A 21,640-nucleotide genomic window follows, 5' to 3' on the forward strand; every position below is an offset into this window, starting at 1 on the left:
GTTCCTCACCCAGGCCTTCCGCATGAGAAACCGCGACCTCATCTACGTCTCCAACGCACCCTTCTCCGAGGTCCAGAAGGTCCTCTCCGTGTTCTCCACCGTCGCGAGCCCCGTGGCGTCTGCCGCGTCGGTCTACTCCGTCTCGCGCTGATCTCGCCTCTTGCGTTCGGGCGTGCGATCCCGCAGGGGTCGCACGGTCCATCGGCAAGCGGCGCGGCCGGCCCGTTTGCCTTGCGTTCTTCGAGAGGTCGGGAGAGGCGGTGAGACGGGGCGTCGTGCTCGGACTGGTGGGACCGCTGCTGGCACTGGCAGGCGTGTCCGTCGCCTCCATCGCCGTCTGCGCGGCCCCGACGACCGACGTCGTGATCGGCGTCGCTGTGCCGCGCTCGGGCGCCTACGTGGCGGTGGGCGAGCAGGTCCTGCGCGGGGTCGAGGCGGCGGCCCGGGATCTCAACGCCAAGGGCGGCCTCGACGGCCGCACCATCCGCCTCGACGTCCAGGACGACGCCTGCGATTCCAACAAGGCCGTGGCGGTGGCCAACCACTACGCCACCAGCGACGTGCGCCTCGTGGTCGGCCACGTCTGCTCCAACGCCTCGATCGCCGCCTCCGACGTCTATGCCGGCAACGGCACCGTGATGATCACGGCGGCCTCCGTGGCCGCCAAGCTCACCGACCGCGGCCTTCCCAATGTGTTCCGGGTCTGCGGGCGGGACGACGATCAGGCCAAGCTCTCGGCCACCGTGCTCGCCGAGCGGTTCCGCGACCGGAAGATCGCGATCCTCAGCGACCAGACGCCCGCGTCCCGCAACCTCGCCGCGGCGACCAAGGAGAACCTCAATCGGATCGGCATCAACGAGGCGGTGAGTACCCAGTTCACCCCTAGCGACGCCGACGCCATGGCGCTGGCCGACCGTCTCCGGGAGGCGGGGATCGCCGTGGTCTACTATGGCGGCGACGCCCGCGAGATGGGCCGCCTCGTGCGGATCTCGGCCGAGCGCGGGTTCAAGCCGCAATGGTTCGGCACCTCCGCCATCGCCACCCAGGAATTCGCCGCCATCGCCGGCCCCGCCAGCAACGGGGTCCTGATGACGTTCTACCTCGACCCCCGCCGCAAGCCCGAGGCGGCCCAGGCGGTGCAGGCCTTCAAGGCCGAGGGCACGGAACCGGAGGGGTCGACCCTCTACGGCTACGCCGCCCTCCAGGCGCTCGCCGCGGCCGGCAACTTCGCCCGGTCGACCGATCCCCGCCGCATCGCCGCGACCCTGCACGCGGAACGCTTCGACCTCGTGCTCGGCGCGGTGGGCTTCGACGCCAAGGGTGACGTCACCGCCCAGGGCTACGTCCTCTACGTCTGGAAGGACGGGGCCTTCACCTACGCCAACGCCAACTGATCCTCGGGCGCGCCCGATCCGGGCGCAACCGGATCCCTGCACCATCCGATGGCCGCCGGATGCCCGTCCGGGTTCGGAACCCTGGCGCCGGGATCGTTTCCGGTCCTGTCCCGTTCGTACCGGGCGGCCTGCCCGTGCCCCCGGTCATCTGAGGAAGCGACGAAACCCATGGCCCCCTCCGTTCCGCGCCGTACCGTGATCGGCTTTGCCGGTGCCGGCCTGACCGCCGCCGGTCTCGCCGGCGGTCTGGCCGCGCCCGCTCTCGCCCAGACCGCGCCGGACGTGCGCTGGCGCCTGGCCTGCACCTATCCCAAGGGGCTCGACATCCTTTTCGGTGCGGCCGAGGCCCTGTCCCGCCGTGTCGCGGAGGCCACCGACGGGCATTTCCAGATCCAGGTCCAGGCCCCGGGCGAGCCGGTGGCCGCGGACGGGATGATCGAGGCGGTCTCGGCGGGCACCGTGGAGATGGGCTACGGCCCGGCCACCCTCGCCAAGGACCCGGTCTTCGCCCTGGCCACCGCTTTGCCGTTCGGCCTCAACGCCCGCGGCCAGAGCGCCTGGTGGCTCCAGGGCGGAGCGGCCGACCTGTTCGGCGAGGTATTCGGCAAGCAGGGGCTCGTCGCCCTGCCGGCGGGCAACACCGGCGCGCAGATGGGAGGCTGGTTCCGGCGCGAGATCAAGGCCGTCTCCGACCTGCAGGGCCTCAAGCTGAGGGTCGGCGGCCTCGGGGCGCAGGTGCTGTCGCGGCTGGGCGTGGTGGCGCAGACCACCCCCGGACCGGAGATCTACGGGGCGCTCGAGGCCAAGACCATCGATGCCGCCGAGTGGATCGGCCCTTACGACGACGAGAAGCTCGGTCTCCAGAAGGTCGCACCGATCTATCACTATCCCGGCTTCTGGGAGGGCGGTTCGCTGCTGTTCGCCTGGATCAACGCCGAGCAGTGGAAGGCCCTGTCGAAGCCCTACAAGGCGGTGCTCCAGGCCGCTGCCGCCCAGGTCCATGCCGAGGTCCAGGCCAAGTACGATGCGCGCAATCCCGGCGCCCTGCGTCGCCTCGTGGCCGGCGGCGCGCAGCTGCGTCCGTTTCCGCAAGAGGTGATGGAAGCCGCGTTGAAGAACGCCAACGAGGTCTACGCCGATCTCTCCGCCAAGAACCCGGACTTCAAGCGGCTCCACGATGCACTTAAGACGTTCCGCAACGAAGAGTATCTCTGGTTCCAGGTAGCGGAATACACCTTCGACAACTTCATGATCCGCGCCCGCGCCCGAGGATGATCGGCGCGCGATTGCGGACAGAAAAAAGGCCGCCCCGAAAGGCGGCCCGAAGTCTAGGGAGGAAACGCCCAAGGAGGGCAGCAGGACCGCGACGCCATCGCAGTCCCGCAATGCACAATCTGATGCAGCCGTAAAAAATTGCAAGGGAGTTAAGGCAGCACCACTGACGCTTTTCCCGCAGGGCTGCCCGTTGCCGCCGGCATGTCTCCAAAATGTCGCAGCCGAAAATCCGCGACGGTTCCAGCGCCGGTCGCCGGTTCGATTGGGCGCGAACGAGATAAACATCTGATCGGACACGCGTTTCGACGACGCGCCGGGGCGCACCTCTCGATCTGCGCTCGTGCGTCGCAGCGGGTGTCCGACCGCTTGCACTCTGGGGCGCTTCGAGACCTGAGATGCGCGGCGCCTGGGACGTGACGGCGAATCACCCCGCGCTTCGGCCGCCTGCCTCGGGTGCCGAACGATGGAAGACGCCGGGCCTGAACGATTCCGTCCGGCGGCAGGCAATGGAAGGCAGCACGACCCGATGACGATTCCGGCCGCCCGCCTGCGGGTCCTCAACGACGTCCCTCCCCGCGAGACGGGGCGCTACGTCCTCTATCTCATGCAGCAATCGCAGCGGGTGGCCTTCAATCCGGCCCTCGAATTCGCGGTGGAGGAAGCCAACCGCATCGGCTGCCCCGTGGTGGTCTGCTTCGGGCTGCTCGACGGCGCCAACGGCTTTCCCGAGGCCAACGCGCGCCATTACGCCTTCATGCTGCAGGGGCTGGCCGACGTGAAGGCGGGGCTCGAGGCGCGCGGGATCGCCTTCGTGATGCGCAAGGCCTCGCCGGCCGTCCTCGCGAGCGACCTGGCGGGCAAGGCCGCGCTTCTCGTCCTCGACCGCGGCTACCTGTCGATCCAGAAGCACTGGTACGCCGAGATCGGAGAGGCCGGCGGCACCCGGGTGATCCAGGTGGAGGGCGACGTGGTGGTGCCGGTGGAGACCGCCTCGACCAAGCACGAATTCGCCGCCCGCACCCTGCGCCCGAAGGTCCAGCGCCTGATGGACGATTTCATCGCTCCCCTCGCCGAGCGCGAGGTCGCGCACCGGGCCGAGGGCTTGCGGCTGAAGGGGGAGGTCGATCCGGCCGACCCGGACGGCGTGCTCGCCGGGCTCACCCTCGACCGGTCGGTGGCCCCGGTGAAGCGGTTCAAGGGCGGGCACGCGGAAGCCCGGCGCCGGCTCAAGGCCTATCTCGCCGGGCCGTTCGCCCGCTACGGCGCCGAGCGTGGCCGGCCCGAGGCGGGGGCCGCCTCCCACATGAGCCCCTACCTGCACTTCGGACAGATCTCGCCGGTGGAGATCGCCGTGGCGGTCAGGGCCGCCAAGACCGGCGCCCCCGACGACAAGTCCTCGTACCTCGAGGAGCTGATCGTGCGCCGCGAACTCGCGATGAACCACGTTCACTTCACGAAGGACTACGACACCTACGACGGCGCCCTGCCCGACTGGGCGCGCAAGACCCTGGCCGAGCATGCCGACGACCCGCGCCCCTACGCCTATTCGGACGAGGACCTCGCCGAGGGCCGGACGCACGACGTCCACTGGAACGCGGCGCAGGCCGAGATGCGGGTGACGGGCTACATGCACAACCACCTGCGCATGTACTGGGGCAAGAAGATCCTCGAATGGTCGCCCACGCCCCAGGAGGGCTTCGCCCGCACCCTGCGGCTCAACAACCGCTACTTCCTCGACGGGCGCGACGCGAATTCCTTCACCAACGTCGCCTGGGTCTACGGCCTGCACGATCGCCCCTGGGCCCGTCGCAAGGTGTTCGGTACCATCCGCTACCAGAGCGAGAATTCGCTCAGGAAGATCGACGCCAAGGCCTATCTCGCCGACGTGGCGCGGCTGTGCCGCGCGGAAGCATGACGTTCGGGCCGCCACCACGATCAAGCTTGGCGGAACGCTTTCCCGGCCGGGTTGTTGTCGCTCGATCGTCGTACCGGGACCGCAACCATGACCTTGCTGAAATGGGCTCTCATCTGCTTCGTGGTGTCGCTGATCGCCGGCGGCCTCGGGTTCACGGGAATCGCCTCGGGGGCCGGCTCGCTCGCCCGCATCCTGTTCGGGCTGTTCCTGCTGCTGGCCCTCGTGATCGTGGTCGTCGCTTTCGCCATCGGCCAGGCGGTGTTCTAGGCCGATGACGGCCGACATGACCGGCACGGTCTGTCTCGTCACCGGTGCCACGTCCGGCATCGGTTACGAGACGGCGCTGGGGCTTGCCCGAGCCGGAGCCAGGGTCGGCATCGTCGGGCGCGACCGCGCCCGCACCGATCGCTCGGCGCAGGCCATCCGCGCAGACGTGCCGGGGGCGGTGGTGGACGTGTTCGTCGCCGACCTGTCCTCGCAGGCGCAGGTAAGGCATCTCGCGGCGGAGGTCCGCTCCGCCTACGACCGCCTCGACGTGCTCGTGAACAACGCCGGTGCGATCTTCGACAGCCATGCCGTCACCGAGGACGGGATCGAGCAGACCTGGGCCCTCGATCACCTCGCCTATATGCTCCTGACCCTCGAACTGCTCGATCTCCTGAAAGCCAGTGCCCCGGCAAGGATCGTCAGCGTCGCCTCCATGGCGCACAAGCGCGGCCGGATCGGCACCGATTCGGCCACGGGCTACTCGGCGATCAAGGCCTACAGCCAGGCCAAGCTCGGCAACGTGCTGTTCACCGCTGCCCTCGCCCGACGGCTGGCCGGCAGCGGCGTCACCGCCAACAGCCTGCATCCGGGAGTGGTCGCCACCGGCTTTGCCGGCGGCACGGGTGGCTGGTTCGGTCTCGCCTGGAAAGTGATCCGCCCGTTTCTCATCGCACCGTCCGACGGGGCGGCGACCTCGCTCCATCTGGCGACCTCGCCCGACGTCGAGGGTGTCAGCGGGTTGTATTTCGCGCGCCGCCGGCCGGTGCCGGTTTCGGCCGCGGCCCGCGACGAGGCGCTGCAGGAGCGGGTCTGGGCGTCGAGCCTGCGCCAGATCGGCGAGCCCGGGTCGCTGCCATAGCCCCGGGCCGATCTGCCTTCGGGCATGCAAGACCCGGCCGGGTTACGACTACGACGCGATCGCAGAGATCGCGCCGATATCCTATCAAACGTCGGTGTTGGCGATCGATGCCTTAACCGACACCATGCCATCGTCGTCCTCGTTGTTTGAGGATCGTCACGGTGTCGGAGCGGGCAGCTCTCCTTCTCGATGAGTCGAGGGGTCACGAAGGACTCGATCGGTGGCTCCGCTTCGAACCGAAGCTGGAGGAGCGATACGAGGCCGAGCATGGGGCGGAGCGCGTGGCGAGCCTGCGCCACGCCATCTACGTCGGCCTCATCCTCTACAACGCCTACAACCTGACCAGCATCGTCCTCCTGCCCGACATCCTGTGGCTCTCCGTGACCGCGCGGGTGTTCCTCGTGACGCCGGTCTCCCTCGGCCTCGCCTGGCTCATCGGCCGCGTGTCCCCGGCGCAGCGCGAATGGCTGGTGCTCAACGGCATCGTCAACGCCTTCGTGCTCCCGGTCTTCCTGTTCTGGCTCACCGCCGCGCCGCTGGGGAACTATACCTTCGGGGAGTTCTCCCTCACCCTGGTCTTCGGGAACATGCTTCTGGCCCTGCGGTTTCGGCATGCGGCGATGTTCACCGTCGCGGCCTTCGCCGTCGTCGCGGTCGCCCTCGCGGCGAAGGCCGAGCTCGATCCGGCCCTGCGGGCGGCCTTCGTCGTCCAGATCGCCACGGCGTGCATCTTCAGCCTCTACGCCAATTACCGGATCGAGCGCCGTCGGTGCCTGGACTACCTCAGGACCGTGCGTGCCGTCCTCAAGGCGGAACAGGCGGACGCCAACCGGCAGAAATTCCAGGACCTGTCGCGCACCGATGCCCTCACCGGGCTCCCCAACCGTCGTTTCCTGGACGAGCGGCTGGGCGAATGGTTCGCCGACCATCGCCCCGCCGCCCTGATGATGATCGACATCGACCACTTCAAGCTCTTCAACGACGCCCTCGGCCATCCGCGGGGCGACGAGTGCCTGTTGAGCGTCGGCACGGTCATCGCCTCGGCGGCGGACGGCCCGGACCGGGTGTGCGCGCGCTACGGCGGGGAGGAGTTCACCCTGGTGGTGCGGGACGTGACGGAGATCGAGGCGCTTCGGATCGCCGACGGCCTCGTGCAGGCGATCGCCGCCCTCGGCATCGCCCATCCCGGCCGTCGCGACGGCGCGAGGTTCGTCACCGCCAGCATCGGGGTCGCGGTCAAGCCGGCCGGCGGGAGCGCCTCGCAGGGCGATGTCATCGCCCAGGCCGACCGGGCGCTCTACGACGCCAAGCGCCAGGGCCGGAACCGCTCCACCCTCGGCGGACGCCGCGGCGACGCGATGCTGCAATCGGCGTGACGCGAGCGCCTCAGGCCGCCGCCGGCTTCGGCAGGAAGTCGCCCGCCAGCGCCGCGGCGATGAGGGCGCGGGTCTCGGCGACGCCGTAGAGGGCGACGAACGACCCGAAGCGCGGCCCCCGCGCCTCCCCGAACAGCACGTTGTAGATGGTGGTGAACCAGGCTTGCGACACGCCCGGCCGCCCGTCCGGGCTCTTGGCCTTGCCCGACAGGTCGGGGAAATGCCGCCGCCCGACCTCGTAGACGATGGCCTGCAGCCCCTCCGGATCCGTGGAGCCTTCGTGCGCGGCCAGCGTCCGCGACAGGTCCTCCAACGCAGCCCGCTCCTCCTGGGTGGCCGCCCGGTAGGTCTTGGCCGGCCGCACCAGGTCGCGGAAATAGGCGAGCGCATGGCCGACCAGCCGGTCGAGGACCGGATGGGTCTGCGGCCCGATCTCCGGATCGTAGCGGCGGATGAAGCCCCACAGCACCGCCGGGTCCTCGGTGTTGGCGACGGTGGCGAGGTTGAGGAGCATGGCGAAGGTGAGCGCGCCGCCCTTGCCCACGGCCTCCGCCGCCGGCGGATGGCCCGCGTGCAGGTGCCAGACCGGGTTGCCGAGACGCTGGGCCGGCTCCTGGCCGGGGAACTTCTCCAGGAAGGTCAGGTAGTCGTCGACCTGCCGCGGGATCATCTCCACGAACAGGCGCTTGGCCTCGCGCGGCTTGTTGTACATGAACAGCGCGAGACTGTCGGCGGTGCCGTAGACCAGCCAGTCGTCGATCGAGAGGCCGTTGCCCTTCGACTTCGAGATCTTCTTGCCGTCCTTGTCGAGGAAGAGCTCGTAGTTGAACCCCTCCGGCGGATCGCCGCCGAGCGCCCGGGCGATCTCGCCCGACAGCTTCACGGAATCGATCAGGTCCTTGCCGGCCATCTCGTAGTCGATGCCGAGCGCCACCCAGCGCATCGCCCAGTCGGGCTTCCACTGCAGCTTGGCGTGCCCGCCCGTCACCGGGGTCTCGTAGGCCTCGTTCGTCTTGGGGTCGCGCCAGACCAGGGTGCCGGCGCCGACCCGGACCTCGTCGATGGCCACCTGCATCACCTCTCCCGTCACCGGGTGGATCGGCAGGAACGGCGAATAGCTCGCCGACCGCTCCGCCCTGAGCGAGGGCAGCATGATCGCCATCACCGCCTCGTAGCGGTCGAGCACGGTGAGCAGGGCCTCGTCGAACAGCCCGGCCTGGTAGCAGGCGGTGGCCGAGCGGAACTCGTAGTCGAAGCCGAAGGCGTCGAGGAAACGGCGCAGTTCGGCGTTGTTGTGCGCCCCGAAGCTGTCGTGGGTGCCGAACGGGTCGGGCACGCGGGTCAGCGGCTGGTTGAGGGCGCCGATCAGCATGTCCTTGTTGGGCACGTTGTCGGGCACCTTGCGCAGGCCGTCCATGTCGTCCGAGAAGGCGATCAGCCGGGTCGGCACGCTGTCGTTGGTCAGCACCCGGAAGGCGTGGCGCACCATCGAGGTCCGCGCCACCTCGCCGAAGGTGCCGATGTGCGGCAGCCCCGAGGGGCCGTAGCCGGTCTCGAACAGGACCTCGGCCTTCGGCTTGCGCTCGATCCGCGCCACCAGCTTCCTCGCCTCCTCGAAGGGCCAGGCGGTCGCCGTGGCGGCGGCCTCGATGAGGGCGGGGTCGAGGGAAAGCGGCGACGGCATGATGGGAAACGCGCGGTTCGACGGGGGGTGGGGAAGCGTGGCACCCTAGGGAGGGGCCAGGCGTGGGTCAACGCGTCGCGAACCCGCGATCCGGGCCGTCCCCGGCCGCCGCTGGCGCTCTTGACCGCACCGACGGGACGGTGATTGGTCGGGGAATGTCGACCGGTCGCGCCACGTCACTCCCCCTCCGGAACCGCCGCATCCTCCTCGTCGTCGGGGGCGGCATCGCGGCCTACAAGGCCCTCGACCTGATCCGGCGGCTGCGCGAGCGCGGCGCGATGGTGCGCCCGCTGCTCACTGCCGGGGCCCAGGAGTTCGTGACGCCGCTCGCCGCCGCGGCGCTGGCGGGGGAGCGCGCCCATACCGACCTGTTCGACCGGGCCGACGAGGCCGAGATCGGCCACATCCGACTCGCCCGCGACGCCGACGCCGTCGTCGTGGCCCCGGCCACCGCCAACCTGATGGCGCGCATGGCGAACGGCCACGCCTCGGACCTCGCCACCACGGTCCTGCTCGCCACCACCCTGCCGATCCTGATCGCGCCGGCCATGAACGTGCGGATGTGGCAGCACCCGGCGACCCGGCGCAACCTCGCCACCCTGATCGCCGACGGCGTCCATGTGGTCGGGCCCAACGACGGCGCCATGGCCGAGGCCGAGTTCGGCCCGGGCCGGCTGGCGGAGCCGCACGAGATCGCCGACGCGGTGGAAGCCCTGCTGGCGCCGGCCCGGCCCGAGGGCGGGTTCGGCTTCCTCGCCGGCAGGAACACCGACCGGAACACGGACGAGAACGCCGGCATGACCGGCGGCGGGCCGCTCGCCGGCAGGCATGTCCTCGTCACCTCCGGCCCCACCCACGAGCCGATCGATCCGGTCCGCTATCTCGCCAACCGCTCCTCGGGTCGGCAGGGCCACGCCATCGCCGCCGCCGCCGCCGCCGCCGGTGCCCGGGTCACCCTGGTGTCCGGACCGGTGGGTATCCCCGATCCCGCCGGGGTCGCGGTGGTGCGCGTCGAGACCGCCCGGCAGATGCTGGCGGCCGTCGAGGCGGCCCTGCCCGCCGACGTGGCGGTCTTCGCCGCCGCCGTCGGCGACTGGCGTCCGGCCGAATGGCGACCGGGCAAGATCAAGAAGGACGGCGGCGCGGTCGCCCCCCTCGGCCTCGTCGAGAACCCCGACATCCTCGCCACCATCGCGCGGCGCACCGAGGGGCGCCCGGCCCTCGTGGTCGGCTTCGCCGCCGAGACCGACACGGTCCTCGACCACGCCCGGGCCAAGCTCAACCGCAAGGGCTGCGACCTCCTCGTGGCCAACGACGTCTCGGCCGAAGGCGGCGTGATGGGTGGCTCGCACAACACCGTCCACCTCCTCTCGCCCGACGGCGCGCTGGAGACCTGGCCCACCCTCGACAAGGACGAGGTCGCGCGGCGCCTGGTGGCGCGCTTCCCCGCCCGCCTCGAAGGGCCGACGACGCCGGAAACGAACTCGGCGAGACCCGGCGCGTTAAGCCTTGACTAACCCCTCGCACCGCATCATTCGAGGGCTGCCGTCGGCCTCGATACGATCCGGTCCGGTGGCCCCATAGGAACGACTGAACCCAATGCCCAGCGACAGTAGTCGATGGACCGCGCCGCCTTCGGCCGACCGCGTGCTGCCCGCCTGATCGCTTGATCGGGCTCGCCCGCGACCGGCCTCCGGCGGCCGGTCGAACGAGGTGAGCCCATGACCCTGTTCCCTGCATTCTCCCGTGCCTCGCGCGCGGGTTCTTCCGCCAAGTCGCTCACCAGGTCGCGCGACGCCAACGTGGCCGTCATCATGCTCGTGATGATGTCGCTGGTGTTCGCACCCATCATCGCGATTCATCTCGTGGCGACCTTCGCGCCGGCGAGCCTCGCCTCGACGCTGCTGTCGCGCTCGGCCGATACCACCGTGCCGCCGGGCTGAGGGCCGTCAGGCGTCGGGGACGGCGTCGTCGTTCGGCCGAGCCATGTGCATCAGCTCCCAGACATGGCCGTCGAGGTCCTGGAAGCTGCAGCCGTACATGAAGCCGTAGTCCATGTTGGGCTTCCACGGCTTCGCGCCGGCCGCGAGGGCCTTGGCCAGCATGTCGTCCACCGCCTCGCGCGAGTCCGCCGAGAGGCAGGTGAGCACCTCGTTGGCCTTGGTGGCGTCGCAGATCTCGCCGGTGATGAAGTCCCGGAAGCGGGCTTCGGTGAGCAGCATCACGAATATGGTGTCGGACACCACCATGCAGGCGGCGGTGTCGTCGGTGAAGTCGGGGTTGAAGGCGAAGCCGAGGGCCGAGAAAAAGGTCTTGGAGGCTGGAAGGTCCTTCACCGGCAGGTTTACGAAGATCATCCGCATGCGCTGGTCTCCTGTCTCGCAGTTCGAGACTCTGTCGAAGGTCGCACGTGCGTCAAGGTAGCGGTCTGATTGATCGCGCCGGAGCGATCTGGTCGGGACCATCGTCGCGTGCCAGACCATTTCTGGCGCGACGGGCCCGCTGCCGGGCCGGCCGATGGCTTTCGCGGCGCCGTTTCGTTCTGAAGGGGGACGTGATGTCGGATCGGACAGGCACGGGCTGGGATCCCTCGGACGTGGATCTCTGGATCCGCATCGCGGCGCACGACTTCGAGCGGCCCGAGCACCGCCTGACCTTCACCGGGCGCCTCGCCCGGGACCGGGGCTGGCCCCTCGCGACCGCGCGCGTCGCCATCGGCGAATACCGGCGCTTCTGCTTTCTGGCCGTCACCGGCGCCCTGCCCGTCACCCCGAGCGAGGAGGTGGACGAGGTTTGGCACCTGCACCTGACCTATTCGCGGGACTATTGGGACGCCTGGTGTGGCGAGGTCCTGCAACGCCCGCTCCACCACGATCCCACCGAGGGCGGCCCGGCCGAACAGGCCCGCTACCGCGAGCAATACGCCCAGACCCTCGTGCGCTACGAGGCGCGCTTCGGCCCACCCGACCCGCTGTTCTGGCCCGGCACGGCCCAACGGTTCGGGCCCGCCCCGCGCTACCGCTGCGTCGACATGCGCCGGCACCTCGTCCTGCCGCGCCCGCGCCTGCCGCTTTGGGGCCGGCCGTCGTTCCTGCGCCCGGGCGGAGAGCCGGTGGGCGGAGGGCTGCCCCTATGAACGTGGCCGGGCTCGGCTCCTTCGACCCGACCGGCGGACCGTTCCTCGTTCTCTACCTCGGCGCCACCCTGTGCGTGGTCGCAGCCCACCGGGTACTGCATGCGGTCCTGAAGGGTGCGGGCGTCCCCGGCCCCGTCCGCGACCTCGACGCGATGGCGATCGCCTATCTCGCCGGCGGCGCCCCCCGCGTCGCCGATGCCTTCGCCGTGGCGATCCTCGCGGCGGGCGGCGTCCTCACCGAGACCCGGCCCAAGCGGATCGCGACGGCGGGCGTGGCCCACGCCCTTCCCACTGCCTTCGCTCCCTTGGCCGCGATCGCGTCCGCCGGCGGGGGGCGGCAGGCCTACACGCGACAGGAGTTGATCGCCGCGGTGAAGGAGTGCCTGGGTCCGCTCCGGTTCCGGCTCGCCGGGCGCGGCTTCGTGGTCGACGATGCCGCTGCGGGGCGCCTGCGCTGGGCGACCCTCGTCCTGTTCGGCGGGCTCCTCGCCTTCGGCCTCACCACGGTCGCCATCGGCCTGTCGCGTGGCAAGCCGGTGGCGTTCCTCGTCGTCCTGGTCGTGGCCACGGCCGCGCTCGGCGTATTTCACTTCCTGCGTCCGCCCCGGCGAACGCGGGCAGGCGACGCGGCCTTGGCGGACCTCGGCCGGTGCCATGCCCGCGCGGCCCGGGCGCCGATCGCCGCCGAACTGAGCCTCGCCGTCGCCCTGGCCGGCACTGCGGTCCTCGCCGGCACCGCCCACGCCGGTTACCGCGACCTCGTCCGGACCACGTCCGCCGGGAACGGCACCGGCGGCGGATGCGGCAGCGGTGGCAACGGCGGCGGTGGTTGCGGAGGCTGCGGCGGGGGCGACTGACACGGCCGGCGGTGCGACGGGGCCGATCCTCGCGTTGACGGCGCGCCGGCTCCTGTCTATAGAGCGCGCTTCGCCGACATGCCGCGCAACGCGTGGCCCGTCGGCTTCGCCATTGCCCGAACAACCTTCGCGACGACCGACACTTCAGGCCCACGGGCTCGTCGGCATCGCCTCATTCTGAACGAGGATGCCACCATGGCCAACACCGTGTCGGCCAAGAAGATGACCCGCAAGATCGCGAAGCGGACCGCCGTGAACCGCTCGCGCCGCAGCCGCATGCGCACCTTCGTCCGCAAGGTCGAGGAAGCCATCGCCGCTGGCGACCCGTCCATCGCCCTCACCGCCCTGCGCGAGGCCGAGCCCGAGATCATGCGCGCTGCCCAGCACGGCATCGTTCACAAGAACAACGCCTCCCGGAAGGTGTCGCGGCTCGCCGCGCGGGTCAAGGCGCTCGCCGCCTGACACCACCCTCCTCGGAGCGGTCCTGAAAGAAGCCCGGCCATCTGGCCGGGCTTCTTTCGTTTCGGCACCCCCGACCGGCGGCGAGGGACATGCGAACGGGCCCGCGGGCGTTAACCCTGGAGTCGAATCCTTGGCGTTGCGGAGTCTTGGGGGGCTGTGTAGATTAATGATCTCTCGCCTGGAGCGATAAAATTTACGCTTTGTTGAGACCTCGTCGAATCGACCGCAAGATCTTTTCTTCCGCTCGACTCCGGCGAGCCGCGCAACTCCCCTTCGATGACTCGCGATGCGGTGCGGCCGGCTCGGTTTGTTAGGAGAACCGTAGCTAATTGTTGATAGCCATCTCATATCGACAAAAGCTCGCGATCCGGGGTTGACTCGCGGGCGACGATCTGAGTTCCGCGAATTGCTGCGGGACCGGTGTGACGGTCTAGTGTGCGTACGCGTCGGCGGCGGTCCTCCGTCCCCTGCGCGAGGAGAGCGATGATGCAGGTCGAGGGCAGCGCGGCGGATGACGGCGAGATCGGCAGGAACGCGACCAGTGCCGCCGATGCCACGGCCGCCTGGGCGCGCGTCAAGCGCCGCCTGAGGGCGGAACTCGGCGAGGACGTGTTCGCGAGCTGGTTCGCCCGCCTCGAACTCGATGCGGTGGTCGCCGGCACGGCCCGTCTCACCGTCCCGACCCGCTTCCTCAAGAGCTGGATCGAATCGCATTACCTCGACCGCGTGCTCAACACCTTCCGCAGCGAAGTCGAGGCGGTCACCCGCATCGAGGTCGGGGTGCGCGGCGCCGCCGCCCCCGTCCGCGTCGCGCCCGCCGCCCAGAAGGTGAACGCCCCGGCGAGCCCGCTGGCCCGGCTCCAGGCCTCACCGGCGTCCGTGGCCTTCCTCCACCAGGGCGAGGCCGCCTCCCCGGTGCCCGAGACCGAGGCGCCCGCCTCCGCCCGGCCCGAGGCCGGCGACCTCAGCGGTGCCCCGCTCGATAACCGCCTCACCTTCACGAGCTTCGTCGTCGGCCGCTCCAACGCCCTGGCCCATGCGGCCGCCGAGCGCGTCGCCCGCCACGACGGCGGCCCTGCCCTCTACAACCCGCTCTACCTCCACGCCGGGGTCGGGCTGGGCAAGACCCACCTCCTGCACGCCATCGGCCACGCCACCCGCGAATCCGGCAAGCGCGTGATCTACCTCACCGCCGACCGCTTCATGTACGGCTTCGTCAACGCCCTGAAGACCCAGAACGCGCTGGCCTTCAAGGAGCGCCTGCGCGCCATCGACCTGCTCATCCTCGACGACGTCCAGTTCATCCAGGGCAAGTCGATCCAGGCCGAGTTCGGCCACACCATCAACGCCCTGATCGACGCCGGCCGCCAGATCGTGGTGGCGTCCGACCGGCCTCCGACCGAGCTCGAAGCCCTCGACGAGCGCGTGCGTTCGCGCCTGGGCGGCGGTCTCGTGGTCGAGATCGGCACCCTCGACGAGACGCTGCGCACCTCGATCCTGTCCGCCCGCCTGGCGGCGGTGCGGGTGACCCATCCCGGCTTCGAGGTCTCGCCGACGGTGGCGAGCTACGTCGCCCGGGCGATCACCGCCAACGGCCGCGACCTCGAGGGCGCCGTCAACCGCCTCCTGGCGCACGCCACCCTCACCGGCACCGCCGTGACCATGGAGACGGCCGAGACCGCGATCCGCGACCTCGTCAAGAACCGCGAGCCCAAGCGCATCAAGATCGAGGACATCCAGAAGCTGGTGGCCTCGCGCTACAACGTCTCGCGCTCCGACATCCTGTCCGAGAGGCGCACCGCCGCCGTGGTCAAGCCGCGCCAGATCGCGATGTATCTCTCGAAGGTGCTGACCCTGCGCTCCCTGCCCGAGATCGGGCGCCGCTTCGGGGGACGCGACCACACCACCGTGCTGCATGCGGTGCGCAAGATCGACAAGCTGATCGGCGAGGACACGGTCCTGTCCGAGGAGGTCGAACTCCTGAAGCGCATGCTGCAGGATTGATCGGCACCGGTCCGCGCGCGCCCGTCGCGGGAACAGGGCCCGCGCCCGATGCTTTCTCCGATGGGGCCGCCCGGTGATGGGCGGCCCCGTCAGGAGCCGTCCCCCATGCCCGAGACCGTGATCTTCGACGTCGACGGCACGCTCATCGATTCCAACGACCAGCACGCCCGCGCCTGGCAGGACGCCTTCGCCGACTTCGGCCACGACATCCCGCTCGCCGACCTGCGCGCCCAGATCGGCAAGGGTGGCGACCAGCTCCTGCCGGTGTTCCTCTCGGACAGCGAGATCGCGGAACGCGGCGAGGCCCTCCAGGCGCATCGCGGCGGCATCCTGCATGGACGCTACCTGGCGACGATCCGTCCCTTCCCGCAGGTCCGCGCGCTGATGCAGCGGCTGATCGTCGACGGCACCCGGATCGCGCTGGCCTCCTCGGCCAAGGGCGACGAGCTCGCAGGCTACAAGAGACTGGCGGACATCGCCGACCTCGTCGACGAGGAGACCTCCTCGGACGATGCCGAGCGGAGCAAGCCCCATCCCGACATTTTCGTCGCCGCCCTCGACCGCCTCGGCGATCTCTCTCCGGAGAAGGCGCTGGTGGTCGGCGACACGCCCTACGATGCCGAGGCCGCCGGCAAAGCGGGCCTGCGCGTCGTCGGCCTCACCTGCGGCGGATGGGCAGAGGCCGACCTGATCGCGGCCGGATGCATCGCGGTCTACCGCGACGCGGCCGATCTCCTGGCCCGCTACGACGACTCGCCGTTGGCGCGCGCCTGAGGCCCTTTGCGCAGAGGACGCGTTTCGCCTCGCGCCGGACGACCACCTGTGAAAGTCTGACGGGGCGACGCCGAGCGCCACGGGAGGGGAACGGGTGCAGCCGACGACCTACGACATGCTCGTCATCGGCGGCGGCATCAACGGCACCGGGATCGCGCGGGACGCGGCCGGGCGCGGCCTCACGGTGCTCCTGTGCGAGCGCGGGGACCTCGCCGAATTCACCTCGTCGTCCTCGACCAAGCTGATCCACGGCGGCCTTCGCTATCTCGAGTACTACGAGTTCCGCCTGGTGCGCGAGGCCCTGGCCGAGCGTGAGCGCCTGCTCGCCCAGGCTCCGCACGTCATCTGGCCCTTGCGCTTCGTCCTGCCCCACGACGAGGGCCTGCGCCCGGCCTGGATGCTGCGGCTGGGGTTGTTTCTCTACGACCACCTCGCCCGGCTGCGCACCCTCCCCGGCTCGGCCTCGGTGCGGCTGCGCGCCGGCGCCCACGGGGCGCCGCTGCAGCCGCGCCTGACCCGGGGGTTCGCCTATTCCGACTGCTGGGTCGAGGACAGCCGCCTCGTGGTGCTCAACGCCATGGATGCGCGCGAGCGCGGCGCCGACATCCGCACGCGCACGGCGGTGGATGCGGCCAGGCGCGACGACGGGACTTGGATCGCGGACCTGCGTGACGTCGCCACCGGCCGCATCGAGACCGTACACGCGAGGATCGTCGTCAACGCCGCCGGCCCCTGGGTCGGCCAGACGCTGGGGAGCACCCTCGGCATCGCCAGCCGCGCGGCGGTGCGGCTCGTCAAGGGCAGCCACATCGTGGTGCCGAAGATGTACGAGGGCGAGCACGCCTACATCCTGCAGCAGCCCGACCGGCGCATCGTGTTCGCGATCCCCTACGAGCGCGACTTCACGCTCGTCGGCACCACCGACGTGCCCCATGCCGGCGAGCCCGGCCCGGTGGCGATCTCCCCCGACGAGACCCGTTACCTGTGCGACTGCATCAACCGCTCGTTCGCGCGGCGCATCGGCCCCGACGACGTGGTCTGGAGCTTTTCCGGCGTGCGCCCGCTGTTCGACGATGCCGCAAAGAACGCCTCCGCCGTGACCCGCGACTACGTCCTCGACCTGTCGGACCGCGACGGGCGGCTGCCGGTGCTCTCGGTGTTCGGCGGCAAGATCACCACCTATCGGCGTCTGGCCGAACACGCCATGGAGAAGCTGGCGCCCTACGCCCCCCATCTCACCCCGGCCTGGACGGCGGGGAGCACCCTGCCCGGTGGCGACATGCCCGGGGCCGATCTCGAGCGCTTCCTCGCCGATCTGCGGCTGCGAAAGCCGTTCCTGCCGCCGGCCATGGCGCGGCGCCTCGCCCGCGCCTACGGCACCCGGGTGGACCGCCTGCTCGGCGCGGCCCACTCTCTCGCCGACCTCGGCGAGCGGTTCGGCGACGATCTCACGGCGGTGGAGGTGGACTACCTGACCATCCACGAATGGGCTCGCTCGGCCGACGACATCCTGTGGCGCCGCTCGAAGCTCGGCCTGCGGATCCCACCCGAGGGACAGGCCCGGCTCGCCGCCTACCTGAAGGGGCGCGCGGCGGCGGCGTGACGTCCGATCGCAGGACGGGATCGGCCAGGACCGGATCGGCCAGGACCGGATCGGCCAGGACCGGACCGACCAGGACCGGACCGACCAGGACCGGGCCCTGGAAGACACGTCGGGGCGGGAGAGACGGCCATGAGGAGGGACGATCATGGGCAGCTACGTCGGCGCCATCGACCAGGGCACCACCAGCACGCGCTTCATCGTGTTCGACCGGCGCGGTGACATCGTCGGCTCGGCCCAGCGCGAGCACGAGCAGATCTATCCCAAGCCCGGTCACGTCGAGCACGACCCCCTGGAGATCTGGCGCAACACCCGGATCGTCATGCGCGAGGCCCTGGAGGCGGCCGGGATCGCGCCCACCGACCTCCTTTCCCTCGGCATCACCAACCAGCGCGAGACCACGCTGGTCTGGGACCGCCGCACCGGCCGGCCGCTCCACAACGCCCTGGTCTGGCAGGACACCCGCGTCGACGGCCTCGTCGCCCGCTTCGCGCAAGCCGGCGGGAAAGACCGCTTCCGCGCCGTCACCGGCCTGCCCCTGGCGAGCTACTTTTCGGGCCTGAAGCTCGCCTGGCTGCTGGATGCGGTGCCGGGCACGCGGGAGCGGGCGCAGGCGGGGGACGTCCTGTTCGGCACCATCGACACCTGGCTGGTCTGGAACCTCACCGGCGGAGCCGAGGGCGGCCTCCACCTCACCGACGTCACCAACGCCAGCCGCACGCAACTGATGGCGCTGGACACCCTCGACTGGGACCCCGGCATGCTCGCCGCGTTCGACGTCCCGCGCGCGATGCTGCCGGCCATCGTCTCGTCCAGCGCGGTCTACGGCGAGACCCGCACGCCCTTTACCGGCGTCCCCATCGCCGGCATCCTCGGCGACCAGCAGGCGGCCTTGTTCGGGCAGACCTGCTTTGCCGCGGGCGAAGCCAAGAACACCTACGGCACCGGCTGCTTCGTGCTCATGAACACCGGGGCCCAGCCGGTGGCTTCCACCTGCGGCCTCGTCACCACGGTGGGGTACAGGCTCGGCGACCGGCCCGCGGTCTATGCCCTGGAGGGCTCCATCGCCATCGCCGGCGCCCTGGTGCAATGGCTGCGCGACAACCTCGGGATCATCGGCCACAGCGCCGAGATCGAGCCCCTGGCCCGCACCGTCGCCGACAACGGCGACGTCTACATCGTACCCGCCTTCTCCGGCCTCTACGCGCCGCATTGGCGCGCGCGCGCGCGCGGCGTCATCGCCGGGCTCACGCGCTACGCCAACAAGGGCCACATCGCCCGCGCCGCGCTGGAGGCGACCGCCTACCAGACCCGCGAGGTGCTGGAGGCGATGGCGCAGGATTCCGGGATCGGCATCAGCGAGTTGCGCACCGACGGCGGCATGGTGAGGAACGACCTCCTCATGCAGTTCCAGGCCGACATCCTGAACGTGCCGGTGGTGCGCCCCAAGGTCGTGGAGACCACGGCATTGGGCGCGGCCTACGCCGCCGGCCTCGCCACCGGCTACTGGAACGGCACCGACGACCTCGTCGCCAACTGGGGCGTCGACCGCCGCTGGCACCCGTCCATGGACGAGAGCCTACGCACGACGCTCGTCAGCGGCTGGACCAAGGCGGTGGAGCGCTCCTTCGACTGGACGACGCCGGGCGCGTGAGCGAAGCCAAAATCCGCATTGCGAAGCAATCGAACGGATTTTGTATGAGGTCCGGCCCGCGCTGTGCGAGACGCGGCCGTTGCACTACCTCGCCGGCACCACCCTCGCTTGACGGACCCCGCGATGACCGACGCCCCGCAGCAATTCGCCAGCGACAATTATTCCGGCGTCTGCCCCGAAGCCTGGGCGGCGATGGCCGAGGCCAATGCTGGCTACGCCCCGGCCTACGGCGACGACGATTGGACGGCGCGGGCCGCCAGCGCCTTCCGGGCGCTGTTCGAGACGGAATGCGAGATGTTCCTCGCCTTCAACGGCACCGCCGCGAACTCGCTGGCCCTGGCGTCGCTCTGCCAGTCCTATCATAGCGTGATCTGTGCCGATTCCGCCCATGTCGAGACCGACGAGTGTGGCGCGCCGGAGTTCTTCTCCAACGGCTCGAAGCTGCTCACCGCCCCGTGCGTCGACGGCAAGCTGACGCCGGCCGCGATCCGGGCGCTGGCGACGCGGCGCCAGGACATCCACTTCCCCAAACCCCGCGTCGTCACCATCACCCAGCCCACCGAGACGGGGCAGGTCTATACGCCGGCCGAGGTCGTGGCGATCGCCGCCGTGTGCCGGGAGCTGTCCTTGAGCCTGCACATGGACGGGGCGCGCTTCTCCAACGCCTGCGCCAGCCTGGGGTGCGCACCGGCCGACATCACCTGGAAGGCCGGCGTCGACGTCCTGTGCTTCGGGGGCACCAAGAACGGCCTGCCCGCCGGCGAGGCGATCCTGTTCTTCGATCCCGGGCAGGCCGAGGATTTCGGCTATCGCTGCAAGCAGGCCGGCCAGCTCGCCTCGAAGATGCGCTACCTCTCCGCCCCCTGGGTCGGGCTCCTGCAGGGCGGCACCTGGCTGCGCAACGCCGCCCACGCCAACGCCTGCGCCCGCCGTTTCGCGCAAGGATTGACCGGCCTGCCCGGCCTCGCACCCTTGTTTCCCGTCGAGGCCAACGCCGTCTTCCTCGCCCTGCCCGATACCGTCGCCGAGGCCCTGCGCGACAAGGGCTGGCGCTTCTACACCTTCATCGGCGGGGCGGCCCGGTTCATGTTCTCCTGGGACGCCGACCCGGCCCGGATCGACCACCTCGTCGCCGACCTGCGTGCCCTCGTGACGGCGGCCGGCCATCCTTAACCTCCCGCTTACCCGATTGATCGAGGTTGCCGCTCCTCAGGCATCAGGGAGTCACCATGTCCGACACGGTAGGGATCGCGGGCGATCGCATTCGGTCGATCATCGAGCGCATCGAGCAGCTCGACGAGGAGATCAAGGGGCTCATGGAGGGCAAGAAGGAGGTGTTCGCCGAGGCCAAGGGCGAAGGCCTCGACGTCAAGATCCTCAAGGAGATCCTCAAGCTGCGCAAGCTCGACCAGGACGAGCGCGACGAGCACGAGACCCTGCTTGACGTCTACCTGCGCGCGATGGATGCCCCCTCCCCCGCCCCGATCGCGCAAGCCGCGTGAGGGACGGACGACAGACGACGAGGGGCTGACCGCGACGGTCCGGTGCGGCGCCCGCCCGATGGCGCGTCGTCCCGACCTCCCGGGGGCAGGGACGACGCGCCTCCCGGGATCTTGAGGCTCCCAAGGACCGTCGGAGAGGGCGCCGATCAGGCGAGATAGTCGCCGTATTGTTCGACGTGACGCGCCAGGCCGAGGCCGTGTTCGCGCACCAGGCGCTCGGCGAGGTCGGCGTCCCGGGCCTCGAGGGCGTCGATGATCTTGACGTGCTCCTTGATGGAGTCGGCCGCCCGGTCGCCCTGGCGCAGGGCGGTGTTGCGGATGCCGCGGACGTGCATCAGCAGGTTGCTGGTGATGTCCTCGATCACCTCGCATTGGCCGAGCGCGATGATCGTCTGGTGGAAGCGCATGTTGGCCTCCGAGTACTCGTAGAGGTGGTCCGACGGCTGGCCCTCGAAGAACTCGGGAAACTGGTGGCGCAGGCTGTGCAGCTTCTCGTCGGAAGCCCGCTCGCAGGCCAGTCGCGCCGCCATGCTCTCCAGGGCCGACCAAGCCTGGATCATGCTCACGATCTCCCGCTTGGTCTTCTTGATGACGAACACGCCGCGGCGCGCCTCGAACCGAACGAACCCTTCCTGTTCGAGCACCGTGAGCGCCTCGCGCACCGGCGTGCGGCTCACGCCGAGGTCCAGGGACAGCTTTCGCTCGTCGAGGCGGACCTCCTCGCGCTGTCCGTAAATATTCATGTTCGTGATCGCTTCCTTCAGGGAAGCATAGGCGAGGGCGCGCAGGCTCGAAGTCGCAGCGATGGACTTGACTCGAAAGGTGTCCGACGTCGTCATTTTTTCACCAGATACGAAGCTACACGACGCTCGGCACGGAAC

The 21,640-nt window shown here is 70.1% G+C and carries 20 protein-coding genes and 1 pseudogene; 18 read left to right on the forward strand and 3 right to left on the reverse strand.

The genetic code is table 11. The features are described from left to right. From ASG40_RS22045 to ASG40_RS05550, 7 genes and pseudogenes are all read left to right on the forward strand, one after another. Positions 1-151, forward strand: a pseudogene (locus tag ASG40_RS22045) (polysaccharide biosynthesis/export family protein); the annotation flags it as partial. A gap of 109 nt (positions 152-260) precedes the next feature. Then, the gene (locus ASG40_RS05525; RefSeq protein ID WP_055882111.1) at positions 261-1,394 is read left to right on the forward strand and encodes a branched-chain amino acid ABC transporter substrate-binding protein; all 1,134 of its coding nucleotides are present in this window, start codon (positions 261-263) and stop codon (positions 1,392-1,394) included. A 168-nt stretch (positions 1,395-1,562) separates the two neighbouring features. Beyond that, entirely contained in the window at positions 1,563-2,669 is a 1,107-nt protein-coding gene (locus tag ASG40_RS05530; RefSeq protein ID WP_055882113.1) for a TRAP transporter substrate-binding protein, read from the forward strand. 526 nt (positions 2,670-3,195) lie between these two features. Next, the gene (locus tag ASG40_RS05535; protein ID WP_055882121.1) at positions 3,196-4,584 is read left to right on the forward strand and encodes a deoxyribodipyrimidine photo-lyase; all 1,389 of its coding nucleotides are present in this window, start codon (positions 3,196-3,198) and stop codon (positions 4,582-4,584) included. An 87-nt stretch (positions 4,585-4,671) separates the two neighbouring features. Then, a complete protein-coding gene (locus tag ASG40_RS05540; protein ID WP_055882123.1) occupies positions 4,672-4,851 on the forward strand; it encodes a DUF1328 family protein in 180 nt (59 codons plus the stop codon). Between the two features lie 16 nt (positions 4,852-4,867). After that, positions 4,868-5,710 carry an SDR family NAD(P)-dependent oxidoreductase gene (locus ASG40_RS05545; RefSeq protein ID WP_055882126.1) on the forward strand — a complete coding sequence of 281 codons (843 nt, stop codon included), beginning with the start codon at positions 4,868-4,870 and terminating at the stop codon, positions 5,708-5,710. A 281-nt stretch (positions 5,711-5,991) separates the two neighbouring features. Next, entirely contained in the window at positions 5,992-7,086 is a 1,095-nt protein-coding gene (locus tag ASG40_RS05550) for a GGDEF domain-containing protein (protein WP_156387574.1), read from the forward strand. A gap of 10 nt (positions 7,087-7,096) precedes the next feature. Here the strand turns inward: ASG40_RS05550 and ASG40_RS05555 are convergent, their stop codons facing one another. Then, positions 7,097-8,770 (reverse strand): lysine--tRNA ligase, encoded by a 1,674-nt coding sequence (locus ASG40_RS05555; protein WP_055882142.1) that lies wholly within the window; start codon positions 8,768-8,770, stop codon positions 7,097-7,099. A 155-nt stretch (positions 8,771-8,925) separates the two neighbouring features. On the opposite strand from ASG40_RS05555, the gene ASG40_RS05560 reads away from it, so the two are divergent. Together ASG40_RS05560 and ASG40_RS05565 are read left to right on the forward strand one after the other, a co-directional pair. Then, positions 8,926-10,287, forward strand: a complete 1,362-nt coding sequence (locus tag ASG40_RS05560; protein ID WP_055882146.1) for a phosphopantothenoylcysteine decarboxylase domain-containing protein — start codon at positions 8,926-8,928, stop codon at positions 10,285-10,287. Between the two features lie 204 nt (positions 10,288-10,491). After that, on the forward strand, positions 10,492-10,713 hold the full coding sequence (locus tag ASG40_RS05565) for a hypothetical protein (protein WP_055882148.1): 222 nt from the start codon (positions 10,492-10,494) through the stop codon (positions 10,711-10,713). A 6-nt stretch (positions 10,714-10,719) separates the two neighbouring features. Here ASG40_RS05565 and ASG40_RS05570 read toward each other — a convergent pair whose 3' ends face one another. After that, the gene (locus ASG40_RS05570; RefSeq protein ID WP_055882151.1) at positions 10,720-11,133 is read right to left on the reverse strand and encodes a VOC family protein; all 414 of its coding nucleotides are present in this window, start codon (positions 11,131-11,133) and stop codon (positions 10,720-10,722) included. 233 nt (positions 11,134-11,366) lie between these two features. Here ASG40_RS05570 and ASG40_RS22050 point away from each other — a divergent pair, with 233 nt between their 5' ends. The 9 genes from ASG40_RS22050 to ASG40_RS05615 all read left to right on the forward strand — a co-directional run bounded on the left by ASG40_RS22050 (position 11,367) and on the right by ASG40_RS05615 (position 20,759). Further along, positions 11,367-11,906, forward strand: a complete 540-nt coding sequence (locus ASG40_RS22050) for a glycine-rich domain-containing protein (RefSeq protein ID WP_244475615.1) — start codon at positions 11,367-11,369, stop codon at positions 11,904-11,906. After that, on the forward strand, positions 11,903-12,763 hold the full coding sequence (locus tag ASG40_RS22055; protein ID WP_055882153.1) for a TIGR04222 domain-containing membrane protein: 861 nt from the start codon (positions 11,903-11,905) through the stop codon (positions 12,761-12,763). The genes ASG40_RS22050 and ASG40_RS22055 overlap by 4 nt, the downstream gene beginning before the upstream one ends. Before the next feature lie 195 nt (positions 12,764-12,958). Continuing rightward, positions 12,959-13,225, forward strand: a complete 267-nt coding sequence (gene rpsT, locus ASG40_RS05585; RefSeq protein WP_055882157.1) for a 30S ribosomal protein S20 — start codon at positions 12,959-12,961, stop codon at positions 13,223-13,225. Between the two features lie 486 nt (positions 13,226-13,711). Beyond that, complete coding sequence (dnaA, locus tag ASG40_RS05590) at positions 13,712-15,229, forward strand: chromosomal replication initiator protein DnaA (RefSeq protein ID WP_055882409.1); 1,518 nt, start codon at positions 13,712-13,714, stop codon at positions 15,227-15,229. Between the two features lie 105 nt (positions 15,230-15,334). Continuing rightward, complete coding sequence (locus ASG40_RS05595; protein WP_055882160.1) at positions 15,335-16,003, forward strand: HAD family hydrolase; 669 nt, start codon at positions 15,335-15,337, stop codon at positions 16,001-16,003. A gap of 94 nt (positions 16,004-16,097) precedes the next feature. Then, the gene (gene glpD / locus ASG40_RS05600) at positions 16,098-17,606 is read left to right on the forward strand and encodes a glycerol-3-phosphate dehydrogenase (RefSeq protein WP_274533819.1); all 1,509 of its coding nucleotides are present in this window, start codon (positions 16,098-16,100) and stop codon (positions 17,604-17,606) included. Between the two features lie 145 nt (positions 17,607-17,751). Further along, positions 17,752-19,257 (forward strand): glycerol kinase GlpK, encoded by a 1,506-nt coding sequence (gene glpK / locus ASG40_RS05605; RefSeq protein ID WP_055882163.1) that lies wholly within the window; start codon positions 17,752-17,754, stop codon positions 19,255-19,257. A 123-nt stretch (positions 19,258-19,380) separates the two neighbouring features. Continuing rightward, complete coding sequence (locus tag ASG40_RS05610) at positions 19,381-20,430, forward strand: threonine aldolase family protein (RefSeq protein ID WP_055882166.1); 1,050 nt, start codon at positions 19,381-19,383, stop codon at positions 20,428-20,430. A 56-nt stretch (positions 20,431-20,486) separates the two neighbouring features. Continuing rightward, the gene (locus ASG40_RS05615) at positions 20,487-20,759 is read left to right on the forward strand and encodes a DUF2312 domain-containing protein (RefSeq protein WP_055882168.1); all 273 of its coding nucleotides are present in this window, start codon (positions 20,487-20,489) and stop codon (positions 20,757-20,759) included. A 146-nt stretch (positions 20,760-20,905) separates the two neighbouring features. On the opposite strand, the gene ASG40_RS05620 is transcribed toward ASG40_RS05615, so the two are convergent. Then, a complete protein-coding gene (locus ASG40_RS05620) occupies positions 20,906-21,598 on the reverse strand; it encodes a GntR family transcriptional regulator (RefSeq protein ID WP_055882172.1) in 693 nt (230 codons plus the stop codon). Positions 21,599-21,640 lie beyond the last annotated feature (42 nt).

This window comes from Methylobacterium sp. Leaf399 (assembly GCF_001424525.1).
In the GTDB taxonomy this organism is placed as follows: domain Bacteria; phylum Pseudomonadota; class Alphaproteobacteria; order Rhizobiales; family Beijerinckiaceae; genus Methylobacterium.

Excerpts from the sequence above, each read along its gene's own strand:
- ASG40_RS05530 (WP_055882113.1), top strand. The coding sequence starts at position 1,563 with ATGGCCCCCTCCGTTCCGCGCCGTACCGTGATCGGCTTTGCCGGTGCC.
- ASG40_RS05535 (WP_055882121.1), top strand. The coding sequence starts at position 3,196 with ATGACGATTCCGGCCGCCCGCCTGCGGGTCCTCAACGACGTCCCTCCC.
- ASG40_RS05540 (WP_055882123.1), top strand. The coding sequence starts at position 4,672 with ATGACCTTGCTGAAATGGGCTCTCATCTGCTTCGTGGTGTCGCTGATC.
- ASG40_RS05545 (WP_055882126.1), top strand. The coding sequence starts at position 4,868 with ATGACCGGCACGGTCTGTCTCGTCACCGGTGCCACGTCCGGCATCGGT.
- ASG40_RS05555 (WP_055882142.1), bottom strand. The coding sequence starts at position 8,770 with ATGCCGTCGCCGCTTTCCCTCGACCCCGCCCTCATCGAGGCCGCCGCC.
- ASG40_RS05560 (WP_055882146.1), top strand. The coding sequence starts at position 8,926 with ATGTCGACCGGTCGCGCCACGTCACTCCCCCTCCGGAACCGCCGCATC.
- ASG40_RS05565 (WP_055882148.1), top strand. The coding sequence starts at position 10,492 with ATGACCCTGTTCCCTGCATTCTCCCGTGCCTCGCGCGCGGGTTCTTCC.
- ASG40_RS05570 (WP_055882151.1), bottom strand. The coding sequence starts at position 11,133 with ATGCGGATGATCTTCGTAAACCTGCCGGTGAAGGACCTTCCAGCCTCC.
- ASG40_RS22055 (WP_055882153.1), top strand. The coding sequence starts at position 11,903 with ATGAACGTGGCCGGGCTCGGCTCCTTCGACCCGACCGGCGGACCGTTC.
- rpsT (WP_055882157.1), top strand. The coding sequence starts at position 12,959 with ATGGCCAACACCGTGTCGGCCAAGAAGATGACCCGCAAGATCGCGAAG.
- dnaA (WP_055882409.1), top strand. The coding sequence starts at position 13,712 with ATGCAGGTCGAGGGCAGCGCGGCGGATGACGGCGAGATCGGCAGGAAC.
- ASG40_RS05595 (WP_055882160.1), top strand. The coding sequence starts at position 15,335 with ATGCCCGAGACCGTGATCTTCGACGTCGACGGCACGCTCATCGATTCC.
- glpK (WP_055882163.1), top strand. The coding sequence starts at position 17,752 with ATGGGCAGCTACGTCGGCGCCATCGACCAGGGCACCACCAGCACGCGC.
- ASG40_RS05610 (WP_055882166.1), top strand. The coding sequence starts at position 19,381 with ATGACCGACGCCCCGCAGCAATTCGCCAGCGACAATTATTCCGGCGTC.
- ASG40_RS05615 (WP_055882168.1), top strand. The coding sequence starts at position 20,487 with ATGTCCGACACGGTAGGGATCGCGGGCGATCGCATTCGGTCGATCATC.
- ASG40_RS05620 (WP_055882172.1), bottom strand. The coding sequence starts at position 21,598 with ATGACGACGTCGGACACCTTTCGAGTCAAGTCCATCGCTGCGACTTCG.